Origin of the sequence: Dyella sp. RRB7 (assembly GCF_022761115.1) — a bacterium.
Taxonomy (GTDB): domain Bacteria; phylum Pseudomonadota; class Gammaproteobacteria; order Xanthomonadales; family Rhodanobacteraceae; genus Dyella.
Window position 1 is genome coordinate 233,764 of the sequence record NZ_JAKWJS010000001.1, and the last position, 18,650, is coordinate 252,413.

Sequence of the window (18,650 nt, forward strand, 5' to 3'; positions counted from 1 at the left end):
GCTGCGGTACCCTCTGCCGTTTGCGCCGCACGCTAGAGCGTGAGCGCACGGGCTTTCGCCCCCACCCCGACTCTCGCCATCCCATGACTCCCTCGATCCGCCGCAAGCTCGAATCCCTCGCCGAACGTCATGAGGAAATCGGCCTGCTGCTGGCGCAGCCCGACGTGCTCGCCGACAACCACCGCTTTCGCGAGCTGTCGCGCGAATATGCGCAGCTGGAACCCGTGGCCGCCTCGCTGCACGAGCACGACCAGGCCGAACGCGAGCTGGCCGAAACCCGCGCCATGCTGGACGACCCCGAGCTGCGCGAGATGGCGCGCGACGATATCGGCCGGCTCGAAGCACGGCTCACCGCGCTCGACGACGAGCTGCAGATCCTGCTGCTGCCCAAGGACCCGCGCGACGAAGCCAACCTGTACCTGGAAGTGCGCGCCGGCACCGGCGGCGACGAAGCCGCCATCTTCGCCGGCGACCTGTTCCGCATGTACGCACGCTACGCCGAGCGCCGCCGCTGGCACGTCGAGGTGCTCAGCGAAAACCCCGGCGAACATGGCGGCTACAAGGAAATCGTGGCGCGCATCGAAGGCAAGGGCGCGTATTCGCGCCTGAAGTTCGAGTCGGGCACGCATCGCGTGCAGCGCGTGCCGGAAACCGAATCGCAGGGGCGCATCCACACTTCGGCGGCGACCGTGGCGATCCTGCCCGAGATGGACGAGATCGACGACATCGAGATCAACCCCGCCGACCTCAAGACCGACACGTTCCGCGCCTCGGGCGCGGGCGGCCAGCACGTCAACAAGACCGACTCGGCCATCCGCATCACCCACCTGCCCACCGGCATCGTGGTCGAGTGCCAGGACGAGCGCAGCCAGCACAAGAACCGCGCCCGCGCGCTGAGCCTGCTCAAGGCGCGCCTGCTGGACGACGAACGCAGCAGGCAGGCCGCGGCACAGGCCGAGTCGCGGCGCCTGCAGGTGGGCTCGGGCGACCGCAGCCAGCGCATCCGCACCTACAACTTCCCGCAGGGACGCATCACCGACCATCGCGTCAACCTCACGCTGTACCGGCTGCCGGAAGTGCTGCAGGGCGACCTGGACGAGCTGGTCGATACGCTCACGCGCGAGCACCAGGCCGACGAACTGAAGGCGCTCACGTCCAGCTAGTTCCTGGGCGCAAGTTCGTGCCCATCCGCCCTACGGATTGGCAGCAACGGCTCCCTGCGTTAGTTTGCGCGGATGACCGACCTCTTTTCCCCCTCCGCGCAGGTACTGGCGCAACAGATCGTGGACCAGTTCGAGCGCGGTGCGTACAGCGACGCCGAACAGGCCGCCGCCCAGGCACGCCTTGAATATCCCGAAGACGCCGAGCTGGCACGCCTGCAAGGCATCGCGCTGATCCAGCTGCAACGACATGACGACGCGTATCGCGTGCTCGAGCAGGCCGAACAGCTGGCGCCGCAGAGCATCGAGGTGCAATGCAACCTGGGCAGCGCGCAGCTCAATCGTGGCGACGCCGACGGTGCCATCGAACGCCTGCGCGCCGCCCTGCGCATGGCGCCCGGGCACCCCGCCGTGCTGCTGGCCCTGGGCAATGCGCTGATGGCGGCCGCGCGCTACCAGCACGCCCGCGAGTCGTATGCCATGGCCACGCATGGCGCCCCCGAGCATCCGGGCCTGCGCCTCAACCTGGCCGCGGCCGAGATGGAATTGGGCAACGTCGACCGCGCCCAACTGCATACCGACGAAGCGCTGCAGCTGCATCCGCGCTTCGATGCCGCCTACGCCTTGCGCGGACGCATCCTGCAGTCCCTGGGCAAGCCCGGCGAGGCCAGCGAGGCATGGCTGCTGGCCGAACGACTGGTGCCGCAAAACCCTCGCTACCCCTTTGCGGCGGGACAGGCGCTGGAAGACGCCGGCAAGATCACCGCTGCCGCCGACGCCTATGCGCGCGCGCTCCGCCTCGATCCGGCCTATGGCCAGGCCCTCTCCCAGCTTTTGTTCGTGCGCCGCCGCCTGTGCGACTGGCGCGAGCTGGACGCGCTCAGCGCGCAGCTGCAGCAGGCCATCGCCGACGGCCATAGCGTGGTCAGCCCGTTCGTGACACTGGCCGAGGATGTCGACGCGGCCATGCAGCTGCGCTGCGCCACCACCTACGCGACGTCGATCGAGTCGCAGGTGGCGCCATTGCGCAAGCAGCTGGCATTCACCCATGGCAAGCCCGCCGCGGACGCGCCGATCCGCGCCGGTTTCGTGGCCGACGGCTTCAACGAACACGCCACCGGCCTGTTGGTGGTGGCGATGTTCGAGGCACTCGCCGGCAAGGGCCTGGAGCTGCACCTGTTTGCCACCACGCCGGACGATGGCGGCCCGATCCGTCGCCGCCTGGCCGCGGCCACCACGCTGCACGATGTCTCCGCGCTCAACCACGCACAGATCGCGCAGCGCATCCACGAAGCCGGCATCGAGATCCTGTTCGACCTCAATGGCTACTCGGGCAGGGACAACGGCGAGCTGTTCGCGCTGCGCCCGGCCCCGGTACAGGTGAACTGGCTGGCCTACCCGGGCTCGACCGGCGCGCCGTGGATGGACTACCTGCTGGCCGATGCCGTGGTGCTGCCCGACAGCCTGCGCGGCGAAGTCAGCGAAAAGCTGCTGCGCCTGCCGCGCTGCTATCAGCCCAACGACCCGACCCGCGTGGTGTCCGAGCCGCCGTCGCGCGCCGATTGCGGCCTGCCCGCCGAAGGCACCGTGTTCGCCTGCTTCAACAACAGCTACAAGATCAACCCCGCCGCGTTCGCGCGCTTGATGTTGATCCTGCAGCAGGTGCCCGACAGCGTGCTGTGGTTGCTGAGCGGACCGGAAGGCGCCGATGATCGCCTGCGCCATGCCGCCAGCGCGGCGGGCATGGCGCCGGAGCGACTGGTGTTCCTGCCGCGCCTGCCGCATGCGGACTACCTGGCGCGCTACAAGCACGCCGACCTGTTCCTGGACACGCTGCCCTACAACGCGCACACCACCGCCTCCGACGCCCTGTGGGCCGGTTGCCCGGTGCTCACCTGCACCGGTCGCACGTTTGCCGGACGCGTCGCCACCAGCCTGCTGCAGCAGTTGGGCCTGCCGGAACTGGCCTGCGAGGACGAGGAAGCCTTCATCGCCATGGCCACGCAGCTGGGCAACGACCGCGATGCGCTCCACACGTTGCGCAATCACCTTGCCCAGCAAGGTGCGCAGAGCACGCTGTTCGACATGCAAGGCTATGCCGCCGACTTCCAGCGCGCGGTGCAGGCGATGAGCGCGCGCTACCGCATCGGCCGCAAGCCCAAAGACCTGGATATCTAGTCCAAAGGACCCCCCATGGCCAAGAAAAGCAAGCTTTACCGCCGCGAGATGGAAGGGCTGCAGCTGGAACTGGCCGAGTTGAACCAATGGCTGCAGCGCAGCCACCATCGACTGGTGGTGATCTTCGAGGGCCGCGATGCCGCCGGCAAGGGCGGCACCATCAAGGCCATCACCGCGTCGATGGATACGCAAGGCTACCGTATCGCCGCGCTGCCCAAACCCAACGAGCAGGAAGCCTCGCAGTGGTATTTCCAGCGCTACGTATCGCATCTGCCCAGCGCGGGTGAGATCGTGTTGTTCGACCGCAGCTGGTACAACCGCGCGGTGGTCGAGCCGGCGATGGGCTTCTGCACCAAGGCGCAGTACAAGGCGTTCATGGCCGCGGTGCCGGCCTTCGAAAAACTGCTGACCGACGACGGCATCATCCTGCTCAAGTACTGGCTGGCGGTGGACCAGGAGCAGCAGGAGGAACGCTTCGCCGAACGCGCCAAGGATCCGTTGAAGCGCTGGAAGCTTTCGCCCAACGACCTCGCCTCGCGCGAGAAGTACGCGGAGATGGGCAAGTTGCGCGACGTGATGATCGAGCGCACCCATCGCCCCCATGCGCCGTGGTTCGTGGTCGACTTCAACGACCAGAAGCGTGGGCGGGTCAACCTGATCCGGCACCTGCTGCAGCAAGTACCGCGACACGATGAAACCATTCCCGAGCCCAAGCTGCCCAAGCTCAAGAGCAAGCCGCGGACCGAGCATGTCACCAGCAAGGCATTGTGGGTGCCCGACACCTGCGGCAACTGATGCGCTTCGCCCGCAGCCTGTCTGGCCGGCCGATTCAGCCGGTCAGGAATCCTTTCACATCCGGCGCTGCGCAAGCCTCGCGCGCCACGGCATCCACGCGGGCAGCGGCCGGCCCCTGCCACAACCAGCGTTCCAGCGCCTCAAGCGCCTCAGTGGAACCGCTGGCGACCACTTCCACGCGGCCGTCCGGCAAATTCCTCGCATAACCGGAAAGCCCCAGCGCCAGCGCGCGTTCCCGGGCGCTGCCACGATAGAACACGCCCTGTACCCTGCCGCTGACCAGGAAACGCGCCGCCGCCATCGCTACTTGCCCAAGCCGATGGCCTGGCCGAGGGACGTTTCGTTCACGGTGCCCACGAAGCGCTTGGCCACCTTGCCGTCGGGGCCGATCAACCACGTAGTGGGCAGGCCGCGAGGTTCGTCGAAATCCTTCAGCGGCTTGTCCAAGGTGACCTGCGCCACCGGATAGCTCACCGGGTGCTTGGCCAGGAAAGCCTGGATATCGGCCTTGTCGCTATCATCGTAGGCCAGGCCGATGGCGGCGACCTTGTCCCGGTGCGCGCTGACGAACCGGGAGATGTCGGGCATTTCCTTGATGCACGGCACGCACCACGTCGCCCAATAGTTGACGATCACCCACTTGCCGCGTTGCGCCGCCAGATCGAAAGGCTTGCCGTCGAGCGTGGTGACCTTGATGGAAGGCTGTTGCGGCATCGCAGCCTGCACCGTGCCGGCCAAGCCAAGGGCCAGGCCCAACGCGGCAAGCGACTTCAACCATGTCATAGACGAATATCCTCGGAGGTCTGGGTGGCCGGCGTGGCCGGCGGCGGGTAAGCCCGGTCGAGCCGGGTGGCCAAGCTGGCATCGAGCGACTGCGCGGCGATATCGAGCAAGGCGATCAGCTCGGGCGGAAGCTCGATATCGTTGGCACGGGCTGCCTGCGACGGCCGCAGCGGCAAGCGGTAGTGGCTGTGCGCATACACGCGCATGAGGTCGGTGCTGTCGAGGCTGCGGCTGAGCAGCCAGCCACCGCTCTCCTCGCGCCGAATCACCTCGGCGCGCTGCAGGTCGGCGAAATAACGCGCAATCGATGCGCTGTGCAGGCGCGGCTCGCTGGCGCGCACGCTTTCCGGATCGACCTGGCGTCCCTGCCGCTGCGCATCGATGAAATGGCGCAACACCACCAGCAGGCCCAGGAACGCGGCGTCCTCGGACAGGCACATCACCGGCGGCTGATAGTCGAATGCCGACACCGACGCGGCCACCGATGCGCACAAAATCACGATCACCCACGAAAGATAGATCCACAGCAGGAAGATCGGTATCGCCGCCAGCGCCGCGCCATAGACCTGCTGGTAGGTGTGCGCATGATGGACGAATCGCGCAAAGCCCCAGCGCGCCAGCTCGAACAGCACGGCGCCCAGCAGCGCCCCCATGGCCGCCTCCTGCCAGCGCACCCGGCGATTGGGCACCAGCATGTACAACAGGCCCAGCGTGACGAAGGTGACGATGAACGGCAGCGTGGAAAGCAGGCGCTGGCGCAACCCCAGCTGGTCGGCCGCATCGTGCAGCAAGGGCACCGCGGTGACATACGACGACACCGCCAGCCCGCCCACCACCAGCACCGGCCCAAGCGTGAGCGCCGCCCAGTACAGCAGCACGCGCGACATCCAGCTGCGCTGGCGCTGCACCCGCCAGATACGGTTGAGCCGGTCCTCGATGCTGATCATCATCGACACCGCGCTGAAGAACATCACCAGGATGCTGATGCCAGTGAGCCTGCTGGCGTTGTCCGCAAAGCCATTCAGGTACTCCTGCACTTTTTCGCCCGCCGCCGGCACGAAATTGCTGAAGACGAATTCGATCAGCGTGGTGCGCGCGTCGGCAAAGGCGGGAAACGCGGCGAAAATCGCCAGCGAGGCCACGATCAGCGGCACCAGCGACACCAGCGTGGTGTAGGACAGCGCACCGGCTGTCTCGAAACACTTGTCGTCGATAAACCGCTGCCACACGAAATGGCTGAAGCTGCTGAGACGGTCGCGATCGAAACGCAGGGCCATGACTGTTCCTTCCTCGGCGCCAGCTGTCGGAGTCCGTCCATGGTGGCGCCCGGCCTGTTGGGCAGGGCGTGAACAGGCGGGCAACATGGGCGGGATCGCCCGGTACACTAACCGATCGCCACGCCATGACCCAAGCCATGAACCAAGACATCCTGGTCCTCTACTACAGCCGTACGGGCCATACCGCCCAGCTCGCCCGCCTGCTCGCGCGCGGCGTGGAAGAGGTACCGGGCATGCGTGCACGGCTGCGCCAGGTACCGCCGGTGGCGCCGGTGACCGAGGTGGCGCAACCACCGGAACCGGAGGAAGGCGCGCCCTACGTCACCCGCGACGACCTGGTCGAGTGCGCCGGCCTGGCGCTGGGCAGCCCCACCCGCTTCGGCAACATGGCCGCGCCGCTGAAGTATTTCCTCGACTCCACCGGCGCCGAATGGGCCAGCGGCGCCCTGGCCGGCAAGCCGGCCGCGCTGTTCACCGCCACCAGCAGCATGCATGGCGGGCAGGAATCCACCCTGCTGACCATGGCGCTGCCGCTGCTCCACCACGGCATGCTGATCGTCGGCCTGCCCTATACCGAGCCGGCACTCACCGCCACGCAGAGCGGCGGCACGCCGTATGGCGCCAGCCACGTGGCCGGCGCGAAGGGCGACAACGCGATCAGCGAGCACGAGCGCGAACTGGCGCGGGCCCTGGGCCGTCGCCTCGCCGAGGTGGCGCGTCGCCTGGGCGGCCACGCATGAGTGCAACGCCCATCGCCACCACCTACCGCGTCGGCCTGGCGACCTGGGCGGCGCTGGCGCTGCTGCAGTTGCTCTGGCACGGCTGGCTGTTTCCCGCCCGCGGCATGCCGGTGGCGGTGGTGCTCGCCATCACGGTGATTCCGCTGCTGCTGCCCCTGCTGGCTATTCGCGACGCGCGTCGCGCCCTGCTCTGGGTCGGCATCCTCAGCCTGTTCTACTTCTGCCATGGCATCGCCGAGGCGTGGAGTTCGCCATCCGAACGCGTGCTGGCCTGGATCGAGATCGTGCTCACGCTGACGCTGATCGGCACGCTGGGCGCCGGGGTAAGGCGCAAGGCCCGCCCGGCCAGAAGCAGCGGCTGAGCCGGCGCACGCATCTGCGCCGCACGTCGCGACAGGTGGCGCGGCGACGGCGCCCGGTCAGGTTGCCGGGGCTGCCGCGGCTTGCTTGCCTTGGCGTGGGCGATGAGGTCGGAAGGACCCGCACGCTGGGCTTCGCACCCGCCATCGAATACAGCTGGACACCCCATATCGGCCTGCTGCTGGGCGTGCAAGTGATTCCGGCCACGCATCGCGTACCCTCCTCCATCACGCCGGCGATAGCGCTCAACTGCGTGCACTGATACAACTCTCCGGACATTTGGCAACGCGAACGCACACCGACGAGGTCACGCCATGACATTGCGCTTGCTGCTCATGCTGACGATTTTGCTCACGGTCGCCGCGCCGTTCAGAACGGCGACCGCCCTGCCCAGCTTCGTGGCCCTCGCCGTGGCCGACAAGCACCGGCCCGCCGACGACCGCAGCCAGGACATCCATCGCAAGCCCGTCGAGGTGATGGCCTTCACCGGCGTCAAGCCCGGCGACACCGTGGTGGACCTGATGCCCGGCTCGGGCTACTACACGCGCATCCTCAGCAAGATCGTGGGACCGCGTGGCAAGGTCTACGCGCTGCAACCGGTGGAAATGGACAAGGCCGCGCCCAAGGGCCTGCAGAGCCTGCGCAGCTTTGCCGGCACGCCGCCGTATGCCAACGTGGTGGTGCTGGTGCAACCCGTCTCCACCATCGCGATTCCAGAACCCGTCGACATGATCTTTACCTCGCAGAACTACCACGACCTCCACGATCCCTTCATGGGCTCGCCGGATATGACGCACCTCGACCGCACCCTGTTCGATGCCTTGAAGCCCGGCGGCGTGCTGGTGGTGCTCGACCACGCGGCGGCAGCGGGCAGTGGCGTGACGCACACCGATGACCTGCACCGGATCGATCCTGCGACGGTGAAGGCGGAAGTCACCGCGGCAGGCTTCCGCTTCGACGGCGAGAGCGACGCACTGCGCAACCCCGCCGACAACCACACCCTGGGCATCCGCGATCCATCCATCCGCGGCGACACCGACCGCTTCATCTTCAAGTTCCTCAAGCCCTGATGCCGTCGCGCTACGATGGCAAGGCTTCCTTTTCGCCATTGCCTTGCCCGGGTTAGCCCATGACCAAGCCACCACGTGAGTTGTTGAAAGCGGCTGATATCGAAGCGACGGAGGCCACCGTCAAGGTCCATGCGCTCAACCCCAATGCGGTGCGTCATCGCAAGTCACTGGGCGATGCCACGGGACTCACGCAGTTCGGCTTTCATCGCATCGAGCTGATGCCCGGCCATGACTCCAGCGAATATCACCGGCACCTCTACGAGGAAGAATGCGTCTATGTGCTGTCCGGTGCGGGCAGTGCACTGATCGACGATTGCGCCTATCCCATCGACGCAGGCGATTTCCTCGGCTTCGCGCGCAACGGCCCCGCTCACGTGGTGACCAATACCGGCAACGAGCCGCTGGTGTTGCTGGTCGCCGGGCAACGCCTGGAGCACGACGTGTGCGATTACCCGCATCGCGGGCTGCGCCTGTACATCAACGGCGAGCAGGAAGATTTCGTCGATTTCGGCGCAATCCAGTCCGGCTGAAAACGCGGGGCGCGCCTATACTCGGGCGACCGATCCACCGAGAGCCGACCATGGGATTCCTGCAAGATCCGCCGCAGCTCGCTCATCCGTATGGTGAAGACCGCCTGCTGCGCGCCATGCTCGATCGCGCGCTGCCGCCCGCCCGTCGCGGCGCCCTGGACGCCGACCTGCAGGCGCTCGGCGACTATGCCCAGATGGCATGGCAACGCGCCTGCCGCACCACGCGGCGCAAGCCGGTGCTGACCCAGTGGGACGCCTGGGGCAACCGCGTCGACCGCATCGAGCTGACCGAAGCCTGGCAGGAAGGCCCGCACATCACCACCACCCACGGCGTGCTCGCCGCCGGCCATGAAGCCAGCGAGCATGCGCGGCTGGAAGAATTCGCCCGCGTGTACCTGTATCACGTGGCCAGCGAGTTCTATACCTGCCCGCTGGCGATGACCGACGGTGCCGCCACCGCGCTGAAGGCTTCCGGCAACAAGGCCTTGATGGAACGCGCCCTGCCGCACCTGCTCAGTCGCGACGCCGCCAGCTTCTGGCTGAGCGGCCAGTGGATGACCGAGAACACCGGCGGCTCCGACGTGGGCAACACCGAAACCGTGGCGCGCAAGGATGCCTCCGGCCAATGGCGGCTGTACGGCCGCAAATGGTTCAGCTCGGCGGTGGTGGGCGAGGTGGCGCTGGCACTGGCGCGCCCCGAAGGCGCCGGCCCCGGCACCGGTGCGCTGGCGTTGTTCTACGTGGAAACCATGGACGGCGAGCGACGCAAGCCGGAGCTGATCATCGACCGCCTCAAGGACAAGCTCGGCACGCACGAACTACCCACCGCGGAGATCCATCTCGATGGCCTGCCCGCGTGGCCGCTGGGCGAGCTTGCCAACGGCGTGCGCCAGGTGGCGCCGATGCTCAACATCACGCGCACCTGGAATGCGGTGGGCGCCACCGCCAGCATGGCCCGCGCCATCGCGCTGGCACGCGACTACGCCACGCGACGCCAGGCCTTCGGCAAGCCGCTGATCGAACAACCGCTACACGCGCAGACGCTCGCCGACATGCAGGCCGAGTTCGAGGGCGCCTTTGCGCTGACCTTCGAAGTGGCGCACCTGCTCGGCCGCGTGGAGCACGGCGCCGCGCAACCGCACGAGGCCGCCCTGCTGCGGCTGCTTACCCCGCTGGCCAAGCTGTGGACCGGCAAGATGGCGGTGAAATTGTGCTCGGAAACGCTGGAATGCTTCGGCGGTGCCGGCTACATCGAGGACACCGGCCTGCCCCAGCTGCTGCGCGATGCGCAGGTGTACGCCATCTGGGAGGGCACCACCAACGTGCTGTCGCTGGACAGCCTGCGCGCATTGGCCGGCGACAATATCGGCGCGCTGCGCACCGCCATCGATAGCTGGCTGGCCGGGAGCATCGATGCCCATGCGCGCCAGCAGATCCATGCGGCGATGGATGCCGCCACGGCCCAATGGCGCAGCCATGCCGGGCAGCGCGACGCGCTGGAAGCGGACGCGCGCGGCCTGGCCATCACCCTGGCACGCTGCGCGGCAGCGGCGCTGCTGGCACGCCACGACAGCTGGTCGGCACCGCTCGGCAGCGCGCGAACGGGCGCGGCCTTACGTCGCTTCGTCGGGCATGGGCTGCTGCGCCTGTCTACCACCGATGCCACGGATACCGCCCTGCTGCTGGGGCCGCACTGAGCACGGGCCGGCGCCAGCAGCTAAAATGCGCGCCTTCCCTCCTTGCGATCCCCGACCATGCAGCATCTGACCATCGTCACCACCGGCGGCACCATCGACAAGATCTATTTCGATGACAAGTCGGACTACAAGATCGGCTCGCCGCAGATCGGCGACATCCTCAGCCAGCTCGGCGTGGCGTTCCAGTTCGATGTGATCCCGATCCTGCGCAAGGACAGCCTGCACATGACCGACGAGGATCGCGCGCTGGTGCGCTCCACCATCGAGGCCCAGCCGCACCGCCACGTACTGGTCACGCACGGCACCGACACCATGGTCGAAACCGCCCGCGAGCTGGCCCAGATCAAGGGCAAGGTGATCGTGCTCACCGGCGCGCTCAACCCGGCGCGTTTCCAGGGCTCGGACGCGGTGTTCAACATCGGCTGCGCCGTCGCCGCCGTGCAGACGCTGCCCGATGGCGTGTACATCACCATGAACGGCCGCGTGTGGGACCCGGCCAAGGTGCGCAAGAACCGCGATGCCAACCGCTTCGAGGAAGCGAACGGCTGACGCCAGCTTGCCATTCACCCAAGCACAGGCCCCGGCATCGCTGCCGGGGCCTGTGTCGTTTCAGCATGCTGTTTGCGATCAGCCGAACAATGCGCGCCCCACGATCAACGGATCGGCCAGGCCCACCACCTGGGTATCGCGATTGGCATAGGGAAGCCGGTTCAACACGTGACGCATGGCGTTGAGTCGCGCCCGCTTCTTGCAATCGGAGCGGATCACGATCCACGGCGAGTCGGCCGTATCCGTATGCGCGAACATGGCTTCCTTGGCGCGCGTATAAGCGTCCCATTTGTCGAGCGAGGCGAGGTCCACCGGGCTCAGCTTCCACTGCTTGAGCGGATGCAGCTTGCGTTCCCCGAAACGCCGCCGCTGCTCGGCCTGGCTCACCGAGAACCAGAACTTGAACAGATGGATGCCGCTGGCCACCAGGTGCCGCTCGAACTCGGGCACCTGCCGCATGAACTCGTCGTACTCCTGCGGCGTGCAGAAACCCATCACGTGCTCCACGCCGGCGCGGTTGTACCAGCTGCGGTCGAACAGCACGATTTCGCCCTTGGTCGGCAGGTGCTGGATATAGCGCTGGAAGTACCACTGTCCCCGCTCCGACTCAGATGGCTTTTCCAGCGCCACCACGCGCGCGCCACGCGGGTTGAGGTGCTCCATGAAGCGCTTGATCGCACCGCCCTTGCCGGCCGCGTCACGCCCCTCGAACAGGATGATCACGCGCTGCCCGCTCTCGCGCACCCACGCCTGCAGCTTGAGCAGCTCCACCTGCAAGCGGTACTTCTGTCGCTCGTAATTGCGGCGCGACATCTTGTTGCGATAGGGGTACTCGCCCTTGCGCCAGCCCGGTGAAAGCTCTTCGTCCGGATGCCGAACCGCCGCGCCGTTGCGGAGATTCGGGTCGCCTTCCAGCACCAGGCTGCGGAAACGCGCGGCATCGTCGGGCGAAAGGCCATCGAGGATGGTCTTCACGGTGCTCTGCAAGGTATCCACATCCTGTCCGGTGGCTTGGTCGAGGATGTCCTGCATGCCATCGGCCAGCAGCGCCTGGGCGGACTCGATGGCGCCTCCCACCGCTTCGCGCTCCTTGGCGCGCGCCGTGGCGACAGGCGAATCGACGCCATTGACGGGCGCGGTCGAGGTGGAGGTCTTGCGGCTGCGTGCAGCTGCTGAAATACGACGCGTAGTGGTCGACGACACGATGTCGCCCCCCTGATAGGTTTCTATGGGAAAGCCGCGCCGCCAGGGCCCGGCACATGAGGGAGCGCCGGGCGCTCAGGCCATCGATGCCTTGCGCAGGATGCCGTAGAGCTGGTCCTTGAGATGCAGCTTTTCTTTCTTCAGCTGCTCGATGGCCTGGTCGCCGGCGGGCACCAGGCCCATCTCCATGTTCTTGATTTCCTGGTCCAGCTCGTTGTGGCGGTGGAACAGGCGGGAAAAATGCGGATCCTGGCCTTTCAGCTCAGTGATCAGGTCGCGAAACTCGGGAAACATGCGTGCTCCAGATCGTGAGTCAGACTGCGCCACGCAGTCTGGCGTCACCCGGCCACAGGCGTGTTGATATGGATCATGCGCTCCCACCGAGGCGGTGAAGCAGGTCAGAGCATGCCGGTTTCGAGCTTGGCGGCATCCGACATCATCGAGTGGTTCCACGGCGGATCGAACACCAGGTCCACATCGGCCTCGGCCACGGTGGGAATGAGTTCGAGCTTGGTGCGCACGTCATCCACCAGGATGTCGCCCATGCCGCAACCCGGCGCGGTCAGCGTCATCTTCACGTAGACCTTGCGCTGCTCCGGCCCCAGGTGCTCCAGGCTCACGTCATAGACCAGGCCCAGCTCCACCACGTTGATCGGAATTTCCGGATCGAACACCGTGCGCAGCTGCTGCCACACCAGGTTCTCGACATCCGCATCGGTGGCATCCACGCCCAGCTCGATCGGCGGCGGCGGCTCCTTGCCCAGGGCATCGGCGTCATTGCCGGCGATGCGGAACAGATTGCCTTCCACGTAGACGGTGAAGCTGCCACCCAGCGCCTGGGTGATATAGCCGATCTGGCCGGCCGGCAGGCTCACGGTTTCGCCCTGCGGCACCATGACTGCCTGGCAGTCGCGCTCCAGGGTGAAAGGTTCGCTGCTTAGACTGAAACCGCTCATGCCGATCCTGCCAAATCTCATCGTTGGGCGCGGCAAGAAGTCGCGCCAAGCTGCCTATTATGCCGGTTGCCGGCCGGACACGCTTGCACACATCAGGCCCGGACGGGACGATCTCAAGGGGTGGCGGCCTGACTTGCCGCGCTATCATGGTGGTTTTACGCCCGAGTGGAACCCGTGCCTGCAGCCCAGCTTTTGCCCGCTTGTTCATGAACGTACGGGTCGCCTTCTCTTCGCTGTTTGCCCTGATCAGCGCGCTCATGCTGGGCCTGGCCGCCGGTGCGGTGTGGATGGTTCCCACCCTCTATCTGCAACAGCCGCTGCCCTGGGCCGTGCTGCCGATCGGCTGGCTGCTGGGCAAGACCGTGCGCGGCTGGGTACGGCCGGCGGGTCGCCATGCGGCCGTATTGGCCGCGCTGGCCACCTTCGTCGCGGCGCTCTACGTGAACCTGCTGACGGCAGCCGCCCGCATCGCCGGCCTGATGGGCATGGGCCTGATCGATACGATGCGTACGGCAGGTTTCCACCTGCTGCTCCAACTGGCCGAGATCGGCCAGTCGCCCTGGGACGATGTCTGGTACGCCCTGGGCATGGGCGTGGCCGCCCTGGCGGCCCTGCGCAGCGGGCGCCAGGACCCGCCCGGCGCCTGAGCCGCCGCCCTTACGTCTCCAGCGATTTGAGCTCCGCCACCAGCTGCCCCGCGGCGGCCTGGCCGTCGCCATAGAGCATGCGGGCGTTGTCGGCATAGAACAGCGCGTTCTCGATGCCGGCAAAGCCGGTGCCTTTGCCGCGCTTGACCACGATCACCTGCTTGGCGGCGGCTACATCGAGAATCGGCATGCCGTAGATGGGCGAGCTCGGGTCGGTCTTGGCCAACGGGTTGACCACGTCGTTGGCGCCGATGACCAGGGCCACGTCGGTGTTGGGGAATTCGGGGTTGATGTCGTCCATGTCGGCGATGAGGTCGTAGGGCACGCCCGCCTCCGCCAGCAGCACGTTCATATGGCCGGGCATGCGCCCCGCCACTGGATGGATGGCGAATTTCACCTTCACGCCGCGCTCGATCAGCAGCTTGGCGAACTCCCACACCTTGTGTTGCGCCTGCGCCACGGCCATGCCGTAGCCGGGCACGATCACCACGCGCTCGGCGTAGGCCATCATCACCGCCGCGTCGCTGGCCTCGATCGGCTTCTGGCTGCCGCCGATGGCCTGCGCCTCGGCACCGGCGGCGGCACCAAAACTGCCGAACAGCACGTTGCCGATGGAGCGGTTCATCGCCTTGGCCATCAGCTGGGTCAGCAAGGTACCGGCGGCGCCGACCACCATGCCGGCGATGATCATGGCCTCGTTCTGCAGCACGAAGCCCTCGAAGGCCACCGCCAGCCCGGTGAACGCGTTGTACAGCGAGATCACCACCGGCATGTCGGCGCCGCCGATGGGCAGCGTCATCAGCAGGCCGAACAGCAGCGCCAGCACGAAGAACGCGATGATTAGCGGCATCGTCAGCTGGCCGCTGGCGATCATGCCGCCCAGCACTACCGCGCCGGCCAGCACCAGCAGATTCACCACCCGCTGGCCGGGAAACACGAAACGCTTGTCCAGCCAGCCCTGCAGCTTGGCGAAGGCGATCAGCGAGCCCGAGAAGCTCACCGAGCCGATCAGCGCCCCCAGCACGGCCAGCACCAGCTGCGCCGTGCCCGGCGTGTCCGCCCCGCTGGCGGTGAACTGGCCGCCATCGAGCAGGGTCACCGCGCTGCCGGCGTAGCCGAACAGTTCCGAGGCGCCGATGGCCGCCGCCGCGCCGCCGCCCATGCCGTTATAGAGCGCCACCATCTGCGGCATGGCGGTCATCGCCACGCGCCGCCCGGACCACCAGGCTGCGGCCACGCCGATCAGCACCGCCGCTAGGATCAGCCCCCGGTTGTGCATGTCCGGCAGCGCGAAGGTGGCGATCACCGCCACCAGCATGCCCACCCCGGCCCACAGGATGCCGCCCCGCGCCGTACGCGGGGAGCTCATGCGCTTGAGGCCGAGGATGAACAGCAGGGCGGCGAGGAAATAACAGGCCTTGATCACCACCGGCAGCCAGGCCATCACTTGGCCTCCTTGCCGGCAGCGGGCTTGCTGGACTTGAACATCTCCAGCATGCGTTCGGTCACCACATAACCGCCGGCGGCATTGCCCGCCCCCAGCAACACCCCCAGAAAGCCGATGGCGATCTCGAAAGCTGTCTGCGCATGGCCTAGCGCTATCATGGCGCCCACCAGCACAATGCCGTGAATGAAGTTCGAACCAGACATCAACGGTGTGTGGAGAATCACCGGCACGCGGGCGATGATCTCGTAACCCGTGAATGCGGCCAGCATGAAGATATAAAGTGCCAGGAACCCGTCGATCATGACCTCTCCCCGCCAGGACACCGTTGTCCCCGCATCATACGGGCGTGGGTCAACCCGTGCGAGCCTTGAGCGTTGATGCACAAGGACGTACCGATGGAATCCCAGGATGCCCGATCCGGCGAAGCGGACGATGACGCCATGAATAGCGCCGTTTCCACACTGGAAGCCGAGCTGTTGACCGAAGACATCCGCGCGGTGCCCGCCTCGATGGATGCTTTCCTGGCGCAGGTGGAACGGCGCGCATTCCGCATGGCCGAACTGAACCTGGGTCATCGGGAGGACGCGCTGGACGCCGTGCAGGACGCCATGCTCCGGCTGGTCAAGCACTACAGCGACAAGCCCGCCCAGGAATGGACGCCGCTGTTCTGGGGCATCCTGCGCCGGCGCATCGTGGATCTGCAGCGTCGCCGCAAGGTGCGCTCGATCATGGTGGGCTGGCTGGGTGGGCGCGACGAGGATGGCGACGAGCTGCCGATGTGGGAGCCCGCCGACAACTCGCCGGGTCCTTTGGAGCGGCTGCATGATGCGCAGTCGTATGCTGATATGGCGGCGGCGGTGAAGCTGCTGCCACAGCGGCAACGCGAAGCTTTCATGCTGCGCGTGCTGGAAGGCCTGGATGTTGCGGAGACGGCCCAGGCCATGGGTTGTTCGGAAGGGAGCGTGAAAACACACCTGTCGCGCGCGCTGCAACGTCTGCGCGACCAACTGGAGGAATGGCGATGAATGCGCCTGCTGACCACCTCGAACGCCGCGCCCGTGAGCTTTATCGCGAGGCTGCGCGCCAAATCGACCCGGCAACGGCTGCCCGCCTGCGCGCCGCGCGGCGCTCGGCGCTGGCTGGTGCCGATGGATCATCGTTTGCCCATCGCCTGTTGCAGTTGCTGTTGCCGGCAGGTGCGTTCGCGGCCATTGCCTTTGCCGCGCTGATGCTGTCCTCCCCGGCCGAGAACCCCACCAGCGGCGCCCCCGTGGGGACGCTGTCGGCAACGGTCGCCGATACGGATGGCGACCTGCCGCCCGACGCCGCAGCGGCCGACCCCGCGCTGTACCAGAACATGGATTTCTATGGCTGGCTGGCCAAGAACGGCAACAGCCAGGCGAGCAGGTGATCATGCGTCGAAGCCGTATCTTCATGCCGCTGCTGTTGGCCGTTGGGCTGAGCGGCATCGCTTCTACCGCTATCGCACAGAACGGGCCGCCCGGGGGCTTTCCTCCCGGTCCGCCGCCGGGCGCACCGCCGGGTCCGCCGCCAGCGCCGCGTCCGTGGCAAAGCCTGAGTCCGGCCGAGCGCGACATCCTCGCGCCGCTGGCGGACAAGTGGAATTCGTTTCCGCCCGATCGCCAGGCCCGCATGCTGCAGCGCGCCCAGCAATGGAAATCACTGCCGCCGGAGCAGCGTGAGGAGATCCGCAAGCGGATCGACCAATGGCAGAAAATGACCCCCGAGCAGCGCGAGCAGGCCAGCGAGAACAGCCGTCGCTTCCAGGAGTTGCCGCCGGCAGAGCGCGAACGACTGCATGCGGCGTTCCAGCACTTCCAGCAACTGCCGCCGGATCAGCGCGAGCTGTTGCTGCGCCAGTGGCGTCAGGAAATGCACGATGGACCGGCGCCTTTCCACGACGGGCATGATGGGCCGGCCCCGCATGGGCCGCCCGGCGGCTCGCCGCGACACTGAAGAAAAACCCCGCCGATGCGGGGTTTTTCGTATCCGTGCCGGCTAGCCCTGGAAGTGGGGCTCGCCGTTGCGCGTCACGCAGCTCTTGGCGACCAGCTCATCGTTGAAGTCCGGCGCCAGCGCCTCGCCCTGCACCAGCAATTCGACAAAGTTGTAGATGTTGCGCGCGATCATCTCCGAGGCGTGCAGCGGGGCGCCGGCCGGCAGGTTGAGCGGGCCCAGGATCACCACGCCGTGGTGCTCCACCCGCTCGCCCGGCCGGGTCAGCTCGCAGTTGCCACCGCCCTCGGCGGCGAGGTCGACGATCAGTGCGCCGGGTTTCATGCCATCGACCATGGCGGCGGTCAGGATTTTGGGCGATGGCCGGCCCGGCACTGCCGCGGTGGTCACGATCACGTCCACCGCCTTGAGGTGTTCGGCCAGGGCCTGCTGCTGCGCGGCGCGTTCTTCCGCCGACAACTCGCGCGCATAACCGCCGCTGCCGGCCGCGCTGACACCCAGCTCCAGGAACTTCGCGCCCAGCGACTCCACCTGCTCGCGGGTTTCGGGCCGCACGTCGTAGCCCTCGGTCTGCGCGCCCAGCCGGCGCGCGGTGGCGATGGCCTGCAGGCCGGCCACGCCGGCGCCGATGACCAGCACGCGGGAGGGTCGGATGGTGCCGGCCGCCGTGGTCAGCATGGGAAAGAACTTGGGCGCCGCTTCGGCGGCGATCAGCATGGCGCGATAACCCGCCACTGCGGCCTGCGAGCTGAGCACGTCCATGGCCTGGGCGCGCGTGGTGCGCGGCAGCAGTTCCAGCGCAAACGCGGTGAGCCGGCGCTTGCCCATGGCGACGATGCGGGCTGCCGCGCCGTAGGGGCGAAGCTGCCCCACCACGATGGCGCCTTCGCGCAGTTGCGGCCACACGCTGTCGTCGGGAGGCAATACGCAGGCCAGCAGGTCGGCCTGCGCGAGCACGCCCGCCGCGTCGGCAAAATCGACCTCCGCATAGCTGTCGTCGGGAAAGCCGGCCGCCTCTCCGGCGCCATGTTCCAGCAATACGCGCAGACTCTTGCCGCGCAGTTTCTTCGCCACTTCGGGTGTAATCGCCACGCGGCGTTCGCCAGCGGCGGTTTCGCGCAATGCAGCCACGGTGATCGGCATCGTGCATTCCCCAGCGAAAAGGTCTCCGCATCGTAGCCGATGCCCCGCCAGGCCAGCCACCGCCCCTTGCCGCTGACCTACCCGACAGGGTTAGACTGATCCACCGCCAACTTCGAAGGCACGCTTGGCCGTCGAGGT

At 67.1% G+C, this 18,650-nt stretch carries 23 protein-coding genes; 14 read left to right on the forward strand and 9 right to left on the reverse strand.

The genetic code is table 11. The features are described from left to right. Positions 1 to 83 precede the first annotated feature (83 nt). The 3 genes from prfA to ppk2 (MJ606_RS01150) all read left to right on the forward strand — a co-directional run bounded on the left by prfA (position 84) and on the right by ppk2 (MJ606_RS01150) (position 4,133). A complete protein-coding gene (gene prfA, locus MJ606_RS01140; RefSeq protein WP_243047546.1) occupies positions 84 to 1,163 on the forward strand; it encodes a peptide chain release factor 1 in 1,080 nt (359 codons plus the stop codon). 72 nt (positions 1,164 to 1,235) lie between these two features. Continuing rightward, the gene (locus MJ606_RS01145) at positions 1,236 to 3,338 is read left to right on the forward strand and encodes a tetratricopeptide repeat protein (RefSeq protein ID WP_243047547.1); all 2,103 of its coding nucleotides are present in this window, start codon (positions 1,236 to 1,238) and stop codon (positions 3,336 to 3,338) included. A 15-nt stretch (positions 3,339 to 3,353) separates the two neighbouring features. Further along, the gene (gene ppk2 / locus MJ606_RS01150; RefSeq protein WP_243047549.1) at positions 3,354 to 4,133 is read left to right on the forward strand and encodes a polyphosphate kinase 2; all 780 of its coding nucleotides are present in this window, start codon (positions 3,354 to 3,356) and stop codon (positions 4,131 to 4,133) included. Positions 4,134 to 4,167: 34 nt separating this feature from the next. Here ppk2 (MJ606_RS01150) and MJ606_RS01155 read toward each other — a convergent pair whose 3' ends face one another. Genes MJ606_RS01155 through MJ606_RS01165 form a run of 3 tightly spaced genes read right to left on the reverse strand, consistent with a single transcriptional unit; the run spans position 4,168 to position 6,193 of the window. Continuing rightward, positions 4,168 to 4,434 (reverse strand): acylphosphatase, encoded by a 267-nt coding sequence (locus MJ606_RS01155; RefSeq protein WP_243047551.1) that lies wholly within the window; start codon positions 4,432 to 4,434, stop codon positions 4,168 to 4,170. A gap of 2 nt (positions 4,435 to 4,436) precedes the next feature. Beyond that, positions 4,437 to 4,916 carry a TlpA disulfide reductase family protein gene (locus MJ606_RS01160; protein WP_243047554.1) on the reverse strand — a complete coding sequence of 160 codons (480 nt, stop codon included), beginning with the start codon at positions 4,914 to 4,916 and terminating at the stop codon, positions 4,437 to 4,439. Beyond that, positions 4,913 to 6,193: a YihY family inner membrane protein gene (locus MJ606_RS01165; RefSeq protein WP_243047556.1), complete on the reverse strand. Its 1,281-nt coding sequence runs from the start codon at positions 6,191 to 6,193 to the stop codon at positions 4,913 to 4,915. Before MJ606_RS01165 ends, MJ606_RS01160 begins: the two co-directional genes overlap by 4 nt. A 137-nt stretch (positions 6,194 to 6,330) precedes the next feature. Between MJ606_RS01165 and wrbA the strand changes: the two genes are divergently transcribed. The 7 genes from wrbA to MJ606_RS01200 all read left to right on the forward strand — a co-directional run bounded on the left by wrbA (position 6,331) and on the right by MJ606_RS01200 (position 11,139). After that, positions 6,331 to 6,933, forward strand: a complete 603-nt coding sequence (gene wrbA / locus MJ606_RS01170; RefSeq protein ID WP_243047558.1) for an NAD(P)H:quinone oxidoreductase — start codon at positions 6,331 to 6,333, stop codon at positions 6,931 to 6,933. Then, entirely contained in the window at positions 6,930 to 7,295 is a 366-nt protein-coding gene (locus MJ606_RS01175; protein WP_243047560.1) for a DUF2069 domain-containing protein, read from the forward strand. Before wrbA ends, MJ606_RS01175 begins: the two co-directional genes overlap by 4 nt. Positions 7,296 to 7,390: 95 nt before the next feature. Beyond that, complete coding sequence (locus MJ606_RS01180) at positions 7,391 to 7,555, forward strand: hypothetical protein (protein ID WP_243047562.1); 165 nt, start codon at positions 7,391 to 7,393, stop codon at positions 7,553 to 7,555. 52 nt (positions 7,556 to 7,607) lie between these two features. Continuing rightward, the gene (locus MJ606_RS01185) at positions 7,608 to 8,363 is read left to right on the forward strand and encodes a methyltransferase (RefSeq protein ID WP_243047563.1); all 756 of its coding nucleotides are present in this window, start codon (positions 7,608 to 7,610) and stop codon (positions 8,361 to 8,363) included. Positions 8,364 to 8,422: 59 nt separating this feature from the next. Next, positions 8,423 to 8,893: a cupin domain-containing protein gene (locus MJ606_RS01190; protein ID WP_243047565.1), complete on the forward strand. Its 471-nt coding sequence runs from the start codon at positions 8,423 to 8,425 to the stop codon at positions 8,891 to 8,893. Between the two features lie 50 nt (positions 8,894 to 8,943). After that, on the forward strand, positions 8,944 to 10,590 hold the full coding sequence (locus MJ606_RS01195) for an acyl-CoA dehydrogenase family protein (RefSeq protein WP_243047567.1): 1,647 nt from the start codon (positions 8,944 to 8,946) through the stop codon (positions 10,588 to 10,590). A 57-nt stretch (positions 10,591 to 10,647) separates the two neighbouring features. Next, positions 10,648 to 11,139 carry an asparaginase domain-containing protein gene (locus MJ606_RS01200; protein WP_243047569.1) on the forward strand — a complete coding sequence of 164 codons (492 nt, stop codon included), beginning with the start codon at positions 10,648 to 10,650 and terminating at the stop codon, positions 11,137 to 11,139. 78 nt (positions 11,140 to 11,217) lie between these two features. Here MJ606_RS01200 and ppk2 (MJ606_RS01205) read toward each other — a convergent pair whose 3' ends face one another. The 3 genes from ppk2 (MJ606_RS01205) to sufT all read right to left on the reverse strand — a co-directional run bounded on the left by ppk2 (MJ606_RS01205) (position 11,218) and on the right by sufT (position 13,298). After that, the gene (gene ppk2 / locus MJ606_RS01205) at positions 11,218 to 12,342 is read right to left on the reverse strand and encodes a polyphosphate kinase 2 (protein ID WP_243047571.1); all 1,125 of its coding nucleotides are present in this window, start codon (positions 12,340 to 12,342) and stop codon (positions 11,218 to 11,220) included. A gap of 75 nt (positions 12,343 to 12,417) precedes the next feature. After that, on the reverse strand, positions 12,418 to 12,636 hold the full coding sequence (locus tag MJ606_RS01210) for a YdcH family protein (RefSeq protein WP_243047573.1): 219 nt from the start codon (positions 12,634 to 12,636) through the stop codon (positions 12,418 to 12,420). Between the two features lie 104 nt (positions 12,637 to 12,740). Then, a complete protein-coding gene (sufT, locus tag MJ606_RS01215; RefSeq protein ID WP_243047575.1) occupies positions 12,741 to 13,298 on the reverse strand; it encodes a putative Fe-S cluster assembly protein SufT in 558 nt (185 codons plus the stop codon). A 206-nt stretch (positions 13,299 to 13,504) separates the two neighbouring features. Between sufT and MJ606_RS01220 the strand changes: the two genes are divergently transcribed. After that, on the forward strand, positions 13,505 to 13,945 hold the full coding sequence (locus MJ606_RS01220; RefSeq protein WP_243047577.1) for a hypothetical protein: 441 nt from the start codon (positions 13,505 to 13,507) through the stop codon (positions 13,943 to 13,945). A 10-nt stretch (positions 13,946 to 13,955) separates the two neighbouring features. Here the strand turns inward: MJ606_RS01220 and MJ606_RS01225 are convergent, their stop codons facing one another. Both MJ606_RS01225 and MJ606_RS01230 read right to left on the reverse strand, forming a co-directional pair. Next, entirely contained in the window at positions 13,956 to 15,389 is a 1,434-nt protein-coding gene (locus tag MJ606_RS01225) for an NAD(P)(+) transhydrogenase (Re/Si-specific) subunit beta (RefSeq protein WP_243047578.1), read from the reverse strand. Further along, positions 15,389 to 15,694, reverse strand: a complete 306-nt coding sequence (locus MJ606_RS01230; protein WP_243047580.1) for an NAD(P) transhydrogenase subunit alpha — start codon at positions 15,692 to 15,694, stop codon at positions 15,389 to 15,391. Before MJ606_RS01230 ends, MJ606_RS01225 begins: the two co-directional genes overlap by 1 nt. A 138-nt stretch (positions 15,695 to 15,832) precedes the next feature. On the opposite strand from MJ606_RS01230, the gene MJ606_RS01235 reads away from it, so the two are divergent. The 3 genes from MJ606_RS01235 to MJ606_RS01245 are packed head-to-tail and all read left to right on the forward strand — an operon-like array spanning position 15,833 to position 17,369. Then, positions 15,833 to 16,417 carry an RNA polymerase sigma factor gene (locus MJ606_RS01235; protein ID WP_243047582.1) on the forward strand — a complete coding sequence of 195 codons (585 nt, stop codon included), beginning with the start codon at positions 15,833 to 15,835 and terminating at the stop codon, positions 16,415 to 16,417. Continuing rightward, a complete protein-coding gene (locus MJ606_RS01240) occupies positions 16,414 to 16,803 on the forward strand; it encodes a hypothetical protein (RefSeq protein WP_243047584.1) in 390 nt (129 codons plus the stop codon). Before MJ606_RS01235 ends, MJ606_RS01240 begins: the two co-directional genes overlap by 4 nt. A gap of 2 nt (positions 16,804 to 16,805) precedes the next feature. Further along, on the forward strand, positions 16,806 to 17,369 hold the full coding sequence (locus tag MJ606_RS01245; protein WP_243047586.1) for a DUF3106 domain-containing protein: 564 nt from the start codon (positions 16,806 to 16,808) through the stop codon (positions 17,367 to 17,369). Positions 17,370 to 17,411: 42 nt separating this feature from the next. Here the strand turns inward: MJ606_RS01245 and MJ606_RS01250 are convergent, their stop codons facing one another. After that, a complete protein-coding gene (locus tag MJ606_RS01250; RefSeq protein WP_243047588.1) occupies positions 17,412 to 18,512 on the reverse strand; it encodes an NAD(P) transhydrogenase subunit alpha in 1,101 nt (366 codons plus the stop codon). Positions 18,513 to 18,650 lie beyond the last annotated feature (138 nt).

Excerpts from the sequence above, each read along its gene's own strand:
- prfA (WP_243047546.1), top strand. The coding sequence starts at position 84 with ATGACTCCCTCGATCCGCCGCAAGCTCGAATCCCTCGCCGAACGTCAT.
- MJ606_RS01145 (WP_243047547.1), top strand. The coding sequence starts at position 1,236 with ATGACCGACCTCTTTTCCCCCTCCGCGCAGGTACTGGCGCAACAGATC.
- ppk2 (WP_243047549.1), top strand. The coding sequence starts at position 3,354 with ATGGCCAAGAAAAGCAAGCTTTACCGCCGCGAGATGGAAGGGCTGCAG.
- MJ606_RS01155 (WP_243047551.1), bottom strand. The coding sequence starts at position 4,434 with ATGGCGGCGGCGCGTTTCCTGGTCAGCGGCAGGGTACAGGGCGTGTTC.
- MJ606_RS01160 (WP_243047554.1), bottom strand. The coding sequence starts at position 4,916 with ATGACATGGTTGAAGTCGCTTGCCGCGTTGGGCCTGGCCCTTGGCTTG.
- MJ606_RS01165 (WP_243047556.1), bottom strand. The coding sequence starts at position 6,193 with ATGGCCCTGCGTTTCGATCGCGACCGTCTCAGCAGCTTCAGCCATTTC.
- wrbA (WP_243047558.1), top strand. The coding sequence starts at position 6,331 with ATGAACCAAGACATCCTGGTCCTCTACTACAGCCGTACGGGCCATACC.
- MJ606_RS01175 (WP_243047560.1), top strand. The coding sequence starts at position 6,930 with ATGAGTGCAACGCCCATCGCCACCACCTACCGCGTCGGCCTGGCGACC.
- MJ606_RS01185 (WP_243047563.1), top strand. The coding sequence starts at position 7,608 with ATGACATTGCGCTTGCTGCTCATGCTGACGATTTTGCTCACGGTCGCC.
- MJ606_RS01190 (WP_243047565.1), top strand. The coding sequence starts at position 8,423 with ATGACCAAGCCACCACGTGAGTTGTTGAAAGCGGCTGATATCGAAGCG.
- MJ606_RS01195 (WP_243047567.1), top strand. The coding sequence starts at position 8,944 with ATGGGATTCCTGCAAGATCCGCCGCAGCTCGCTCATCCGTATGGTGAA.
- MJ606_RS01200 (WP_243047569.1), top strand. The coding sequence starts at position 10,648 with ATGCAGCATCTGACCATCGTCACCACCGGCGGCACCATCGACAAGATC.
- MJ606_RS01210 (WP_243047573.1), bottom strand. The coding sequence starts at position 12,636 with ATGTTTCCCGAGTTTCGCGACCTGATCACTGAGCTGAAAGGCCAGGAT.
- sufT (WP_243047575.1), bottom strand. The coding sequence starts at position 13,298 with ATGAGCGGTTTCAGTCTAAGCAGCGAACCTTTCACCCTGGAGCGCGAC.
- MJ606_RS01220 (WP_243047577.1), top strand. The coding sequence starts at position 13,505 with ATGAACGTACGGGTCGCCTTCTCTTCGCTGTTTGCCCTGATCAGCGCG.
- MJ606_RS01225 (WP_243047578.1), bottom strand. The coding sequence starts at position 15,389 with ATGGCCTGGCTGCCGGTGGTGATCAAGGCCTGTTATTTCCTCGCCGCC.
- MJ606_RS01230 (WP_243047580.1), bottom strand. The coding sequence starts at position 15,694 with ATGATCGACGGGTTCCTGGCACTTTATATCTTCATGCTGGCCGCATTC.
- MJ606_RS01235 (WP_243047582.1), top strand. The coding sequence starts at position 15,833 with ATGAATAGCGCCGTTTCCACACTGGAAGCCGAGCTGTTGACCGAAGAC.
- MJ606_RS01240 (WP_243047584.1), top strand. The coding sequence starts at position 16,414 with ATGAATGCGCCTGCTGACCACCTCGAACGCCGCGCCCGTGAGCTTTAT.
- MJ606_RS01245 (WP_243047586.1), top strand. The coding sequence starts at position 16,806 with ATGCGTCGAAGCCGTATCTTCATGCCGCTGCTGTTGGCCGTTGGGCTG.
- MJ606_RS01250 (WP_243047588.1), bottom strand. The coding sequence starts at position 18,512 with ATGCCGATCACCGTGGCTGCATTGCGCGAAACCGCCGCTGGCGAACGC.